12 protein-coding genes are annotated in these 14727 nt (G+C 72.5%); 7 read left to right on the forward strand and 5 right to left on the reverse strand.

Annotation, left to right across the window (positions count from 1 at the left end; all coding sequences use genetic code 11):
* Window positions 1–114 precede the first annotated feature (114 nt).
* A complete protein-coding gene (locus B082_RS0100045; protein ID WP_018549774.1) occupies window positions 115–1425 on the reverse strand; it encodes a M64 family metallopeptidase in 1311 nt (436 codons plus the stop codon).
* Window positions 1426–1877: 452 nt separating this feature from the next.
* Between B082_RS0100045 and B082_RS0100050 the strand changes: the two genes are divergently transcribed.
* The 3 genes from B082_RS0100050 to B082_RS0100060 all read left to right on the forward strand — a co-directional run bounded on the left by B082_RS0100050 (window position 1878) and on the right by B082_RS0100060 (window position 6253).
* On the forward strand, window positions 1878–3296 hold the full coding sequence (locus tag B082_RS0100050; RefSeq protein ID WP_018549775.1) for a tetratricopeptide repeat protein: 1419 nt from the start codon (window positions 1878–1880) through the stop codon (window positions 3294–3296).
* Between the two features lie 264 nt (window positions 3297–3560).
* Complete coding sequence (locus B082_RS0100055) at window positions 3561–5063, forward strand: FUSC family protein (protein WP_018549776.1); 1503 nt, start codon at window positions 3561–3563, stop codon at window positions 5061–5063.
* 131 nt (window positions 5064–5194) lie between these two features.
* Window positions 5195–6253 carry a lactonase family protein gene (locus tag B082_RS0100060; RefSeq protein WP_018549777.1) on the forward strand — a complete coding sequence of 353 codons (1059 nt, stop codon included), beginning with the start codon at window positions 5195–5197 and terminating at the stop codon, window positions 6251–6253.
* 78 nt (window positions 6254–6331) lie between these two features.
* Here the strand turns inward: B082_RS0100060 and B082_RS0100065 are convergent, their stop codons facing one another.
* Together B082_RS0100065 and B082_RS0100070 are read right to left on the reverse strand one after the other, a co-directional pair.
* Window positions 6332–7255, reverse strand: coding sequence for a sirohydrochlorin chelatase (locus B082_RS0100065; protein ID WP_026249253.1), 924 nt, complete (start codon window positions 7253–7255; stop codon window positions 6332–6334).
* 127 nt (window positions 7256–7382) lie between these two features.
* Entirely contained in the window at window positions 7383–8414 is a 1032-nt protein-coding gene (locus B082_RS0100070) for an N-acetylglucosamine kinase (RefSeq protein ID WP_018549779.1), read from the reverse strand.
* A gap of 83 nt (window positions 8415–8497) precedes the next feature.
* Between B082_RS0100070 and B082_RS0100075 the strand changes: the two genes are divergently transcribed.
* Window positions 8498–9175 carry a uracil-DNA glycosylase gene (locus tag B082_RS0100075; RefSeq protein WP_026249254.1) on the forward strand — a complete coding sequence of 226 codons (678 nt, stop codon included), beginning with the start codon at window positions 8498–8500 and terminating at the stop codon, window positions 9173–9175.
* Window positions 9176–9185: 10 nt separating this feature from the next.
* Here the strand turns inward: B082_RS0100075 and B082_RS0100080 are convergent, their stop codons facing one another.
* Complete coding sequence (locus B082_RS0100080; RefSeq protein WP_018549781.1) at window positions 9186–10274, reverse strand: WD40/YVTN/BNR-like repeat-containing protein; 1089 nt, start codon at window positions 10272–10274, stop codon at window positions 9186–9188.
* Window positions 10275–10376: 102 nt separating this feature from the next.
* Window positions 10377–11312 carry a substrate-binding domain-containing protein gene (locus B082_RS0100085; protein ID WP_018549782.1) on the reverse strand — a complete coding sequence of 312 codons (936 nt, stop codon included), beginning with the start codon at window positions 11310–11312 and terminating at the stop codon, window positions 10377–10379.
* Window positions 11313–11649: 337 nt separating this feature from the next.
* Between B082_RS0100085 and B082_RS0100090 the strand changes: the two genes are divergently transcribed.
* The 3 genes from B082_RS0100090 to B082_RS0100100 are packed head-to-tail and all read left to right on the forward strand — an operon-like array spanning window position 11650 to window position 14715.
* The gene (locus B082_RS0100090) at window positions 11650–12885 is read left to right on the forward strand and encodes an ABC transporter substrate-binding protein (RefSeq protein ID WP_018549783.1); all 1236 of its coding nucleotides are present in this window, start codon (window positions 11650–11652) and stop codon (window positions 12883–12885) included.
* A gap of 2 nt (window positions 12886–12887) precedes the next feature.
* A complete protein-coding gene (locus B082_RS0100095) occupies window positions 12888–13817 on the forward strand; it encodes a carbohydrate ABC transporter permease (protein ID WP_018549784.1) in 930 nt (309 codons plus the stop codon).
* A 4-nt stretch (window positions 13818–13821) separates the two neighbouring features.
* Entirely contained in the window at window positions 13822–14715 is an 894-nt protein-coding gene (locus B082_RS0100100) for a carbohydrate ABC transporter permease (protein WP_018549785.1), read from the forward strand.
* The last annotated feature ends 12 nt before the right edge of the window (window positions 14716–14727 follow it).

Consider the following 14727-nt stretch of genomic DNA (forward strand, 5'->3'; position numbering starts at 1 on the left):
GTCGCGGGACGGTCCGCCGCGTCCCGCGACGGTCCGCCGCGTCCGAGGGTGGCCTGCCGCGCGGGCGGGCCCGCGCGGCGGCCGGCTGCCCCACATCCCGGGCCCGGCGGTGTTCTACCCGCGGGACGCCTCGACCTTCCAGGTCAGCCGCTCGGTGGCCTCGGCGAGGACCTTGGGGTCGCGGATCGACTTCGTACGGTCCACCGACTCGACGGTGACCGTGTGCGTCCTGCCGTCCTTGGGCACGCCCAGCTGGGCGGGGGCGGCGGTGAGGCCCTGGGCGCGCTTCACCCGGACCCCGTCGACGTACCAGCGCAGTTCCGGCGCCGCCAGTCCGGTGAGCGCGGCCCGCGTCACCTTGATCCTGTCGGTCCTGAGGACCGTGGAGCCCGTGGGAGTGCTGCTGCTCAGCACGTTGGCCTCGCGGTAGAAGCCCGCGATCATGGCCTCGCGCCCGGGGAGGTTGAAGTCGCTGACGTCCAGGGTCCGCATGATCGAGTTGGCGGTCGGGCGGTAGATCCCGAACGGGTAGTAGCTGCTGCCCTCGTACGTGCCGACGGTGCCGCCCGTGGGGTCGGCCTCGCCGAGCCAGCGGTACCACTTGCTCCGGCCGGCGGCCATCTGCCCCGCGGTGAGGATGCTGGAGTTGATGTCCGGGAGCTCACCGCCCGTCCAGGTGCCGTAGCTGTCATAGGTGTACTCGTCCGCCAGCAGGCCCACCGAATGGGCCATTTCATGCGCGGCGATCATGCTCGACTGCTCGTTGTCCGACGACAGGGTCGAGACGCCGTCGAACGGGTAGCCCTCGTCCTCCAGGCCCGAGTAGCCGGCGCCGCCGTACTTCGTCGAGTGGGAGACGACGACGACCAGGTCGGCGTCCGGCGCCTTCGCCGCGTACGACGCGACCTTGTCGATGTCGGCGCAGATCAGCCGCTCGGTCTGCGAGCACCAGAAGTAGCTGCCGAGGGCGGTGTCCTTGACGACGTCGGCGGTGGGGTCCCCGCTGATGCCGGACTCGGCGGAGACCGCGTCGACCGTCCACACGTTCATCAGGCCCTGGTAGCTGGCGTAGGGCTCGATGGCGGTGATGTCCGCCCACTTGGCGGCGGCCGCGGAGTGGAAGGCGTCCTGCTCGTCGGCCGTGTAGCCGTCGCCGACGATCACCACGTCGAGCCGGTCGTCCGAGGAGCCGGTCACGGACAGCCGGCCGACCGCCCCGTCCGTCGTCGAAGCGGCGGGCGCCGCGCTGCGGGCCGCGACGCGCCCCGTCTCCGTGCGGAGCGGGACCTGGGTCCGGTGCCCCGCGCCGCCCGGCTCGGGGAAGTACTCGACGCCGACGCGCCGTTCCCCCGCGGGCTCCGGGTCCGCGGCCGACGCGGGAGCGGCGAGAGCCGCCCCCAGGACGGCCATGAGCGCGACGCTCATGGATATGGCGGCAGTTCTTTTTGTGTGCATGTCAATCCTCACTCTGGTGTCCGGCTCGGAAGCCATGTACGGCGATGGCGCGCGGACGGGGCGGGGGTGGCTCTCGTCACAGGCGAGCCCGAGCGGCCGGTCCGGCGGAAAGCGGCCATCCGCCGCGAGCCCACCGAGCCCGAACTCGGCGCCCCCGCACCCGTATCAAAATAAGTTCTGGGTTCAATATGCTTGATGCGCCGTTTAACTTAGGTTCCGCGAAGGGAGCCGCACAACGGGGCAGGGGGTGCTCGGGAGGTTGCATTTGGGTAACCGGTCGTACCGCGGCCGAACGGACGGGGGTGCCGCTCCACGCTCCCGGCGGGCGCGACGCGTATGGGAATATGCGGAGTCGCCGCGGGCGGTGAGTCCGGACGCCGGACGGGGCCGATCCACCGGTGGACGAGAAACGAGGGGCTGTCATGGCGCAAGCCGACGGAGTATCGGTCAACAGCGACGGAACGACCGGCTCCGAGGACGGGCGGCCGGAGGGGCCGAGGGGCCCCGCGGCGATCGGCCGGAGGGTGAAGCGGCTGCGCAAGGAGCGTCGGCTGACCCAGCGGCAGCTTGCCGAGCCCGAGTACACCGCCGCGTACGTCTCGACTCTGGAGGCCGGCAAGGTGCGGCCCTCCGAGGCCGCTCTGCGGCACATCGCCGAGCGGCTCGGGGTCGCCGAGGAGGAACTCGCCACGGGCCGGCCCACCCATCTCGTCGCGGACCTGCGGGGCGGGCTCACCGACGCGCAGCGGGTGCTGGCGGTGGGCGACGCCGCGGACGCGCGGGCCGCCTACGAGGAGATCCTGCGCAGGGCCGACGAGTACGAACTCGCCCTGGAGCGCGGAGCCGCGCTCACCGGCCTGGGGGAATGCGCCCTGGAGACGGGTGAACTCGCCGAGGCCGTCGGCCGGTTCGAGGCGGCCGAACTCGCGCTGGCCGGCGAACCCCTCCCGGCCCGCGCGCGTGCGGTCCGGGGCAGGTCGATCGCGCACTACCTGGCGGGCGAACTCCGCTACTCCTGCTATCTGCTGGAGAGCGCGATCGACGAGCTGAACACATCGGGGCTGCACGATCCGGGCGCGCTGCTCCAGCTGTACACGGCCTCGATCGCCCCGTACATGGACATGGGTGCCCACGCCCGAGCCGCGCAGGCCGCCGAACTCGCGCTCGCCCTGGTGCCCCAGGTGTCCGACCCCGCACTCGTCGCCGGCATGCACCGCACCGTGGCCCGCACCCTGATCGCCGAAGGCAGGGCCGACGCCGCCCAGACCTCGTTGGCACGGGCGACCGAGCTCTACGAACAACTGCAGATCCGCACCGAACTCGCCCACTGCCACTGGATGCGGGGCTACGTCTGCGCCCAGGACGGCGACCTCGTCCAGGCGGAGGCGGCGCTGCGGACCGCCCGCTCGATGCTGGTCTCCAAGCGCGCGGCCCTGTACGTCTCCCAGGTGGAGGTCGAACTCGCCGACGTCCTGCGCAGGAGCGGGAAGTCGGCGCAGGCCGCGGAGCTGCTGGGGAGCCTGCTGGTCGGCCTCCAGCACGGCCGCGGCGCGCTGCACGCCGGCGGGGCCCACCGGTTGCTCGGGCTGATCGCCGAGGAGGCCGGCGACGTCGAGTCCGCCGAGCTGCACTACGCCACCGCGCTCTCCCTGCTCGAACAGACCGGAGCCGCCGGAGACCTCGCCGACATCTGCCGGCTCCTCGGCGACCTGATGCGCCACGAGGGCCGCACGGAGGAGGCGCTGAACGCGTACCGGACCGGGCTCGGGCACCGTGCCGAGCCCGGGACCACCACGCTCGGCCCCGCTCCCGCCCGCCCGCCGTTCACCTCCTGGACCTGAGGGGGCGGGCGGGCCGGCTGCCACGGCTCCGGGGCGGTGGCCGTTCGCGCGGGTGTCGCGCGGGGCTGGTCCGTTGGCTCTGCCGCGGCTGAGATGGGCCACCGGATTCTGGGCCATTGGTTCAATGAATCGGGCCCCGTTTGAACCATTCGCCCGTCAGATGCTCAGATATATCAGTCAATGGCGCTGCGGGTCCCGCGAGGACCCATGCGGCGCCTTTCTCATGTCCGGGCTGGTCCAGGTGCGAAGAAGGGGCGGGGCAACTTGCTGAAGAGGGCGTTCGTGGCACCGGACCCGGGGCGGATCCGGCTCCGGTTCGCGTCCCGGGCCGTGCTCGGCATCGGGCTCGCCGTCGCGCTGTGCGGGGCGGCCGGGCACTCACTGGTGGCGGCCATCGCCGGTGGCCTGGCCGCGCTGCTCGCGCTGTTCACGGTGACCGACGCGACGGTGCGCGGGCAGGCGGCGACGACCGCGCTTCTCCCCGTCGTGGGCTTCCCGGTGCTGGCGCTCGCCGCCGTACTGCATGATCTGCCCGTCGCGCGCGACCTGGCGTTCCTCGCTGTCGTGGGGGCGGGTGTGTACGCGCGGCGGTGGGGACCTCGCGGGCACTCGCTCGGAGTGTTCGCCTTCATGTCCTACTTCTCGGCCCAGTTCCTGCACACCGTGCCCGGCCGGCTGCCCGAGCTGTACGCGGCCGTACTGCTGTCGCTGGCCGCGTCGTCCGTGGTGCGCTTCGGTGTGTGGTGCTACGAGCGGAGGCTCTCGGCGCCCGTGGCCGTCGCCCCGCCCACCGGGGGAGCGGGGCTCGGGCGGATCACGACGCGGCAGGCCGTGCAGGCGACGTCGGGGGCGGCGTTCGCGCTGATGGCGGGCCAGGTGCTCTCCGACCAGCGCTGGTACTGGGCGGTCGGAGCCACCTGGTGGGTGTTCGTGGCCACGACCTCGCGGGGCGAGACCATCGTGCGCGGCTTCCGGCGCTTCCTGGGGACGGTCCTCGGGATCGGCCTGGGCTTCGCCGTCGCCGTGCCGCTGCACCACGAGCCCGTCGTGGCCGCGCTGAGCGTGTTCGGCATCTTCTACACCGCCGCGGTCTCCTACACCTGGATGATGCTGGCCGTGACCGTGATGGCGAGCATGCTGTACGGGCTGCTCGGCGTGCTCGACACGGATCTGCTCGTCCTGCGGGTGACGGAGACGACGGTCGGGGCGGCCGGCGCCCTGCTGGCGGTGGTGTTCGTGCTTCCGGTGACCACGCACTCGGTGACCGAGGCATGGGTGGAGCGGGCGCTGCGCTGTGTCCACACCTGCACGGCGCGGGCCGCCGCCCGGCTCGCCGGGAGCGCGGACGCCGACCCGCACCGGAGCGTTGCCGAACTGGAGGCGATCCTCGGCAGGGTGCGCCTGTCGCTCGCCCCGCTGGTGCACCCGCTCAACCCGCTGCGGGCCCGCAAGCGGCGGGCACGGCACGTGCTCGCGCTGCTCGACGACTGCGCGCGCGAGGTGCGCGGACTGGCCTTTGTCGCCGCCGACCCGGAGGCCTCGCACGATGCCCGCCTCGCCGCCGCCTGCTGGCGCGTCGAGAGCGCGGTGGAGGCGCTGACCGCCCCGGGGCGGCCCGCCCGCACCACGGTCGCCGCGGCTCTCCCGGCGCACCCCGCGGTGACCGAGCCCGCCCTCGCCCACCTGCACGGCCTGGAGCGCGCGCTCGCCGAACTCGCCGCCCCGCTGCACAGCCCGCCGCGCGCGCCCCTGGGCGTCACCGCCTGATCCGGCGGCCCGCGGTGGCGTCCCACGATCCGGCACCCTTGGTCTGGACCACGCCGGGCACTGCTACCGTCGCGGCGGAAGATCACGACGGCCGGGTCCGCCGTGATCAGTCGGCGGAGAGGAGCAGTGCGGTGGACAGCAGCAACGGCGCGGGCCGGGCCTTCATCGGGTCGTTCACCTCGGCGGGCGGGCGGGGTATCACCGTCGCCGCCGTGGACGAGGAGACCGGGGCGCTCACGGTCCTCGGCGCGACGGACGTCGTACCCGACCCCTCCTACCTGGCGCTCGGCCGGGGCGGAGGCCCCGGCGGCACCGTCCTCTACACGGTCAGCGAGACCGAGCCGGGCGCGGCCGCCGCCCTCGACATCACCGGGGACGTCCCGCGCCCGCTCGGTGCGACCCGGCCGGTGGACGGCGACGGCCCCACCCACCTCGCCCTCGCGGCCGGCCGCCTGATCACCGCCAACTACGGCTCGGGCAGCGTCAGCGTCCTGCCCGTCACCGACGACGGCGCGCTCGGCCCCGTCGCGGCCGTCCTCGCCCACGAGGGCAGCGGCCCCGTCGCGGACCGCCAGCAGGGCCCGCACGCCCACCAGGTACTCCCCGACCCGTCGGGCAACTGGGTGCTCGGCGTCGACCTCGGCACCGACTCGGTGCGGATCTACGCGCTCGACCCGGCCACCGGGGAGCTCCGCCCGCACGGGGAGACGGCGCTGCGCCCCGGCACCGGCCCCCGCCACCTGGCGTTCCACCCCTCGGGCCGCCACGCCTACGTGCTGAACGAGCTGGAGCCCACCCTCACCGTGTGCCGGTGGGACGCCGCCACCGGCGTGCTGGAACCGGTCGGCGAGACACCCGTCCTGCCCGACGGCGTGACCGGGGCGAGCTACGCCTCCGAGGTCGTCGTCGCCCGTGACGGCCGCTTCCTGTGGGCGGCCAACCGCGGCCACGACAGCATCTCCGTACTCGCGCTCGACGCGTCCGGCGAGCAGGTGTCCCTGGTCACGACCGTGAGCTGCGGCGGGCACTGGCCCCGCGACCTCGCGCTCGACCCCACCGGGCGCCGGCTGTACGCGGCCAACGAGCGCAGCGGGAACATCGCCTGGTTCACCGTGGACCCGGAGACCGGCACCCCCGTCCACGGGGGCTCCCTGGACGCCCCGGCGGCCTCCTGCGTGGTCTTCGCCTGACCGGCGCGGGCCGCGCACGTGCACAAGGCCCCGGTGGCGGACTGCCGTCCGCCACCGGGGCCTCACACGTCCATGGGGTCAGCGGGCCTGCGCCCCCTGCGCCACCGCGGGAGCGATACCCAGGGCCGAGGTGTACATCGACAGCACCAGCTTGCCGATCGCCGGGTACGCGCCCAGCGGCTCGGCGCTCGCACAGCCGGCCTCCTTCACCGCGGCGTCCAGCAGGCCGTCCGCCAGCTCCGGACCCACCAGGTACGGAGCCACCGCCAGCTGCAACGAGCCGGAGCCCTTCAGCTGCTCGGCGATCGCGGCGACCGAACCCTCCACGTCCAGCGCTGCGGCCATCACCGGCACCGCGAGCCGGGCCGCCAGCAGCATGCCCGTGATCCCCGCGGCCTGCACGGCCTCCTCGCCGCCCACTGTGGCGAGCACGATCCCGTCGGCGGCCGTCGCCACCGTGAACAGCCTGGCCCGGTCCGCACGGGCGAGCCCGGCCTCGGACAGACGCACGTGCAGCGCCTCGGCCAGCAGCGGGTGCGGACCGAGCACGTCGGTCAGCTCCGCCGGGGCCTCGCTGTCGGTGATCGCCAGACGTATCCGCTGCACCAGCGCGCTGTCCGGACCCGCGAGCAGCGGAACCACCACAGCGGCCGGGCCCTCGGGCTCGGCGACCTCGCGGCCCACGGCAAGCGCCTGCTCGTAGCGCGCGGTGCGCTCGGCGGCGGAATGCGCGATCACGGAGGCGAGAGCCGGGTACTCGGCGTCGTCGCCGTCGACATAGCCGATCAGGGCGTTGAGACCGGGCAGCTCGGAACGGGCGATGCTGATGACCTCTTCGGCCAGACTGCGGCTCTCCGAGGAAGGGGTACCGGGAACGGCGAGAACGAGCGCGGCAGCGCCCTCGGGTGCGACCACGGGCTCCGGGCGGCGGTGCCGTCCGGACTGGCGAGGTCGCGGCATTCGTACAGGCAGGCCGGAAGCGGGCCCAGTGGGGGTGCTCATGGCGCCGCATGCTACTGGTTTTGGATACGGCTCCGCGCGGGGAGGGTCCGGTCGAGCGGCCTCTGTCCGTATTTATCCGATAAGCGGCTTACCTGGCAACTGTCCTGATCTGTCGTCAGTGGCCCGGTCACCGTTGTCCGAGGTCACCGGCACGGTGCCCCGGCAGACAGAGCAGCGTCGGATGGTGCGGGAGCCGCAGACCGCCGGTGGCCAGCGCCTGGGCGATGCGCAGCGCGCCGATCAGGGGATCACCCGAACCGGGGACCGCCCGTGCCCCCGGCAGCAGCCGCGCCAACTCCTCGCGCAGCGGCACGAGCAACGGCTCGCCCATCCGGAACAGCCCGCCCGTCAGCGCGACTTCGTACCCCTTCTCGTCCGCCGCGGCCTCGGGGCACACCGCCGCGGCCGCCTCCGCGATGTGCGCCCCGGCGGCCCGCAGGATGCCCTCGGCGACCGGGTCGTGCGCCGCGCACCCGGCCACCTCCGGGGCGAAGGAGGCCAGCACGGCGGGCCGGTCGGCGCGCGGGTAGAGCAGTCCGGGCAGCTCCGGCGGCGGGCCGAACACCGCCTCCAGCCGCTCCAGCAGTGCCGCCGAGCCGCCGCGCCGCCCGTCGTGGGCGCGCATCGCCGCGTCGAGCCCGGCCCGCCCGATCCAGGCGCCGCCGCCGCTGTCGCCCAGCAGATGCCCCCAGCCGTCCGCCCGCCGCCACCGCGTCAGATCCGTGCCCAGCGCGATCAGCCCGGTGCCGGCGGCCACCACCGCTCCGGCCCGCTGGCCGACCGCTCCGGCGTACGCGGTCACCGCGTCGGCCGCGAGCGCGATCCGGCGCACCCCCAGCGCGTCCTCCAGGGCGGCCGGCAGCTCGGCGCGCAACCGGTCGCCGAGCGTGGCCATGCCCGCGGCGCCCACCGCGGCGGCGGTGATCCGGCCGCCGCCGTGCCGGGCGAGCAGTTCGCGGGCGGCGGGCAGCGCCTGCTCCAGCAGATGGGCGGCCTCGATCCCGCCGGCGCCGGTACGCACCGGCTCGCCGCACACGACCGTGCCCAGCGGGGCGTCCGCGTCCGGGCCGCCCAGCGCCACCCTGAGCCCCGAGCCGCCCGAGTCCACCCCGAGGACGTACGTGCCGGGTGCCGTTGCCGCGTGCCCGTGTGACGTCATGGACCGGCTCCCGGGGGACGAAGGGGAAGGACGGCAGCACCCTATCCCCGGGGCACCGCGTTGCGCCGGTAGGGTGATCTTCCGTGACAGCACGACCGTTGAACGAAGTTGTCGAGCCCGGCTGGGCCGAGGCCCTTGCCCCCGTGGCGGGGCGCGTCGCCGCGATGGGCGATTTCCTGCGCGCGGAGGTCGCGGCGGGCCGCACCTATCTCCCGTCCGGGGCGAACGTGCTGCGCGCGTTCCAGCAGCCCTTCGACGAGGTGCGGGTGCTGATCGTCGGTCAGGACCCCTACCCGACACCGGGCATGGCCATCGGGCTGAGCTTCGCCGTCGCCCCCGAGGTCCGCAGGCTCCCCGGCAGCCTGGAGAACATCTACCGCGAGCTCAACACCGACCTCGGGCTGCCCCGCCCGTCGAACGGTGACCTGACGCCGTGGACGCGCCAGGGCGTGCTGCTGCTGAACAGGGCGCTGACCACCGCGCCCCGCTCGCCCGGCGCGCACCGCGGCAAGGGCTGGGAGGAGGTGACCGAACAGGCCATCCGCGCCCTGGTCGCCCGCGGCAAGCCGCTGGTCTCGGTGCTGTGGGGGCGCGACGCCCGCAATCTGCGGCCGCTCCTCGGTGACCTGCCGGCCATCGAGTCAGCCCACCCCTCCCCGATGTCCGCCGACCGCGGGTTCTTCGGGTCCAGGCCGTTCAGCCGGGTCAACGAACTCCTGGTGGCCCGGGGCGCGGAGCCGGTGGACTGGCGGCTTCCGTAAGGGCGGGGCCTCACATCTCGACGGCCGCCGCCCGCACGCACAGCACGTCCGGCAGGTGGGAGGCGAGCTGCCGCCAGGTGTCCCCGTCGTCCGCGCTCGCGTACAGCTCGCCGTTGCGGTTGCCGAAGTAGACGCCGGCCGGGTCCGCGTCGTCCGTGCAGAGCGCGTCGCGCAGCACCGTGCCGTAGTGGGCGCTCTCGGGCAGGCCCGTCGACAGGGGCTCCCAGTGGGCGCCGGCGTCGGTCGTCCGGAAGACCCGGCAGCGGTGCTCGGCGGGCACCCGGTCGGCATCCGCGTTGATCGGGAAGACGTACGCCGTGTCCGCGCGGTGCGGGTGTGCGGCCACGGCGAAACCGAAGTCCGAGGGCAGGCCCGCGCCGATGTCCGTCCAGTGGCCCCCGGAGTCGTCGCTGCGGAAGACGCCCCAGTGGTTCTGGAGGTAGAGGCGGTCGGGGTCGACGGCGTCCCGGCCGACCTTGTGCACGCACTGGCCGAACTCCGGGTCCCGCTCGGGCAGGAAGACGGCCGAGACCCCCTTGTTGGCCGGGTCCCAGCTCTCGCCGCCGTCGGTGGTCCTGAACACCCCGGCGGTGGAGACCGCGACGGTCACCGACCGGGCGTCCCGCTCGTCCGTGAGGATCGTGTGCAGCCCCTCGCCCCCGCCACCCGGCACCCACCGGGAACGGGTCGGGTGCTCCCAGAGCGGGCGCACCAGCTCGAACGACTCACCGCCGTCCCCGGACCGGAACAGGGCGGCCGGCTCGGTGCCCGCGTACACGACCCCCGGCGCCTCGGGTCCCGCCGGCTGCAACTGCCACACCCGCTCCAGCGAGGCGCCCGTGAACTCCGGGAACCTCACGGCCGGCTTCCTCGGCTCGACCCAGCTCGCGCCCAGGTCGTCGGAGTGGAACACGGACGGGCCCCAGTGCGCGCTGTCCCCGCCGACGAGCAGCCGGGGCGTGCCGCCCCTGGTGTCGATGGCGACCGAGTAGATCGCCTGCGCGTTGAAGTGCGGCCCGTCGAACTCCCACGTGCCGCCGCGTCCGCGACCGATGAAGAGCCCCTTGCGGGTGCCCACGGTGAGCAATACCCCGGTCATGACCGAACCTCCCGAAACGCCGTTGTGCCGGATATCCGCCAGTCTGCACCGGGGTACTGACAGGGGCGTGGACGACGGCTCGGGGTGTTGGCGGTCCGGGCGTCAGCGGCAGGGCGGCGCCGTGCTGCTGCGGACCACCAGATTGGTGGCCAGATCGACACGGGTCGTCGCGGGCTGCCGGCCCCGGCCGAGGTCGAGGACCAGGCGGGCCGCGGTCTCGGCCATCTCGATCAGGGGCTGGCGCACCGTGGTCAGCGGCGGCCCGATCCACCGGGTGAGCGGCAGATCGTCGAAGCCGACCACGCTCAGGTCCTCCGGGATGCGCAGACCCAGCTCGCGCGCCGCCTCGTACACGCCGAGCGCCTGGAGGTCGTTGCCGGCGAAGACGGCGGTCGGCCGGTCCGCCGAGCGCAGCAGCTCCATGCCCGCCGCGTACCCCGCCTCGTGCTGGAACTCGCCCTCGCGGATGAGCGAGGGGTCGATCGGCAGGCCCGCCGTCTCCAGGGCCGCGCGGTAGCCGTCCACCCGGGCCCGGCTGCACATCATCCGCGACGGGCCGCTGACGACGCCGATCCTGCGGTGCCCGAGCCCGGTGAGGTGGCGGGTGGCGGCGAGACCGCCCTGCCAGTTCGTCGTCCCGACCGACGGGATGTCGTCGCCCGGATCACCGGCCGGGTCGACCACAGCGAAGGGGATGCTGCGGCTGGTGAGCTGGGCGCGCTGGGCGGCGGTGAGGTCCGACAGGACCAGGATCACCCCGACCGGCCGGCGGGCCAGCACCCCGTCCACCCAGGTCTGCCCGGGGCTGAGGCGGCCCGCGCTCTCCGAGAGGACCAGGCTCAGGCCCTCCTCGCGCGCCACGTTCTCGACGCCGCGCACGACCTCCATCGCCCAGGAGCTGTCCAGCTCGTGGAAGACCAGGTCGATCAGTTGCGACTGGGTGGTGGAGCCGCGTCTGCGGCGGTAGCCGTGCAGCAGCAACAGCTCCTCCACCTTGGTGCGCGTGCTGGGCGCGACATCGGCACGCCCGTTCAGCACCTTCGAAACTGTCGGAGCCGAGACTCCGGCCGCTCGGGCGATTTCCGCCAGCGTGGCGGCGCCGTCCGACGACGCTCCGGTAGGCGCATTCTCCTGATGTGACTGGACGTTTGCGGGGCTCATACAGCGAATCGTAACCGCCGGACGCCCGAAGAGAGGGGCGGGCCCCTCGGGAAAATTGGCTCCACCCGACCTCTTGACTGGCCCGAAACCCGACCGTACGGTTCCGGCAACATTCGCAAGCAACTCCGAAACATTCGACAGAGGTGCGGTCATGCGGTCGGGAATATTCACTCAGGGCAGGCGCGCGGCGAGATGGACCGCGGTCGGTGCGGCCATGGTCATGGCGGGGGTACTGGCGGGCTGCGGATCGGACGACGACGGCGGCACCCTCACCGCGTACGTCTACGGCGACGACGCCGTCAAGATCCAGGAAGCGGCGGTCAAGGAGTTCAACAAGACCTCGAAGGTCAAGGTCAAGCTGATCCCGGTCCCGGGCACCGAGTACGTCAACAAGCTGCGCAGTGCCATGGGCTCGCCCAGCGCCCCGGACATCTTCTACAACTGGGGCGCCGGCTCCATCAAGCCGTACCGCGACGCGGGCCAGCTGGTCGACCTCACCTCGACCGTGAAGAACGACGCCGTCCTCAAGGACGGCTTCCTCCCGTCCATCATCGAGGCGGGCAGCCTCGACGGAAAGATCTACGGGGTGCCGATGCGCGGCATGCAGCCCGTGATGCTCTTCTACAACAAGACCCTCTTCGCCGAGAACAAGGTCGAGGTCCCCAAGACGTGGGAGGACCTGCAGAAGGCCATCACGACCTTCAAGAGCAAGGGCATCACCCCCTTCGCCCTCGGCGGCTCCGAAAAGTGGCCCGAGCTGATGTGGATGGAGTACCTGCTCGACCGGATCGGCGGCCCCGACGTCTTCCGGAAGATCCAGAACGGCGACAGCTCGGCGTGGGGCGACCCGGCCGTCCTCAAGACGGCCCAGACCGTCAGGCAGCTCGTGGACGACGGAGCCTTCGGCAAGAACTTCAACTCCGTCGACTACGGCAACGGCGGCGCCCCCACCCTGTTCAACAAGGGCAAGGCGGCCATGCACCTGATGGGCTCGTGGGAGTACTCGACCCAGCTCGGCAAGGCACCGAAGTTCGCCGAGGAAGACCTCGGCTGGGCCAACTTCCCGACCGTGGCCGGCGGAGTCGGTGACCCCGCCGACGTGGTGGGCAACCCCACCAACTACTGGTCGATCAACTCCCGCACCAAGCACAAGGACGAGGCCATAGCCTTCCTGAAGACCATGGCCTCCAAGTCCTACGCCCAGGCCCTGGTCGACAACGGCGACGTGCCCACCACGTCGAACGCCGCCTCCATGCTGAGCGGCTCACCCAACCCCGAGTTCGCCACCGACCAGTACGAGATGGTCCAGAAGGCCCCGAGCTTCACCCTCTCCTGGGACCAGGCGCTGGAGTCCAAGTACGCCACCCCGCTGCTCACCGAGATCAGCAAGCTGTTCGCCGGCAAGTCCACGCCCGAGCAGTTCGTCGCCGCGATGAAGGCCGTCAAGTAACGATGCCCCACGTCTCTTCGTACACAAAGGTGCGCGGAGGAAGGAAGGCGGCCGCCGGAAACGTCGGCCGCCCCCCGGTCGCCTGGGCCCTGCCCGGCATCGTCTTCTTCGCCCTTTTCGCGATCGTCCCGCTGGCGATCGCCGTCTATCTCTCCTTCTGCCACTGGGACGGGCTGAACTCCCCGACCTCCGTCGGCACGGCCAACTGGACCCGGCTCTTCAAGGACCCGGAGTTCCGCCAGGCCGCCTGGCTCAGCCTGCTCCTCACCACGATCAGCTGGGCCTTCCAGACCCCGGTGGCCCTGCTGCTCGGCGTCTGGGCGGCCGGCCGGCAGCGCAGCCGCGCCGTGCTCTCGGCGGTCTTCTTCGTCCCGCTGCTGCTCTCCACCACGGCCATCGCGATGCTCTTCCACGCGCTGCTCGACCCGAACTTCGGTGTGATCAAGGAGATCGGGCCCTGGTTCGGCATCGACCCGAACGTCCTCGGCTCCTCCACCGGCGCCCTGCTGACCGTGGCCTTCGTGGGCGGCTGGCAGTTCATGCCCTTCCACACCCTGATCTACCAGGGCGGCACCCGGCAGATCCCACAGGTCCTCTACCAGGCCGCCGAGATCGACGGCGCCGGCATGTTCCGGCAGTTCTTCCACATCACCCTGCCGCAGCTGCGCAACACCATCACCACCTCGTCGGTCCTGATGATCGTCGGCTCGCTGACCTACTTCGACACCGTGCTCATCATGACCAAGGGCGGCCCCGGCACCGACACCACCGTGCTGCCGTACCTGATGTACCGCACCGGTTTCCAGACCTACGACCTCGGGTACGCCGCCGCGATCGCGACGGCCCTGGTCGTCGTGGCCACCGCCCTCTCGCTGATCCTGGTCCGCTTCAGCGGCTTCGGGAACATGCGCTCCACCCGGGAAGGTATGTGACGAGATGTCGATCGACACCCGCCCCGAGGCGCGCCCCGCACAGCCCGTGAACCGCCCCCGCCCGGCCGTCGCCCGGCACCGCCGCAAGTGGGGCAACCCACTGGCCGGGCTCGGCTCACTGGTCTGGCTCGTGCTCGTGATCGTCCCGCTCTACACGCTCGTCTCCTCCTCGCTCATGCACCAGGACGAGGCGCTGAACGGCGATCCGCTGGCCTTCCCGACCAACCCCACGCTCGACAACTACCGCACGGTGCTGGACAGCGGCTTCTCCACGATGCTCACCAACACGGCGATCGTCGCCGTGGCCACGGTGGCGATCGTGCTGGTGCTCGCGGTGCCCGTCGCCTACGTCGCGGTACGCACCCGCAGCCGGCTCTCCGGCCTCGCCTTCCGCACCTTCCTGCTCGGCGTCGCCATCCCCGCGCAGGCCGTGATCGTGCCGCTCTACCTGCTCATCAGCAAGATGGGCCTGTACGACAGCCTGCCCGCGATCATCCTGCCGACCGCCGCCTTCGCGATGCCCGTCGCGGTGCTCATCCTCAGCGGCACCATGCGCGACGTCTCCGAGGAGATGTACGAGGCGATGGCGCTCGACGGCGCGTCGCCCCTGCGGATGCTGTGGCAGCTGGCGATCCCGATGTCCAAGGCGGGCATCAGCACGGTCGCCATCTACACCGCCCTCCAGGCGTGGAACGGCTTCCTCTTCCCGCTGATCCTGACCCAGTCGGAGGAGAACCGGGTGCTGACCCTCGGTCTCTTCAACTTCATGTCCCAGTTCGGGGTCAACATCCCGGCCGTGCTGGCCGCGATCGTGCTCTCCGTCGTGCCGATCTTCGCCGTGTACCTCGTGGCACGCAAGGCACTGGTCAACGGACTGATGGGGGTGGGCGGCAAGTAACGCACCCATGCC

The organism is Streptomyces sp. ATexAB-D23, from assembly GCF_000373645.1.
Taxonomy (GTDB): Bacteria; Actinomycetota; Actinomycetes; order Streptomycetales; family Streptomycetaceae; genus Streptomyces; species Streptomyces castrisilvae.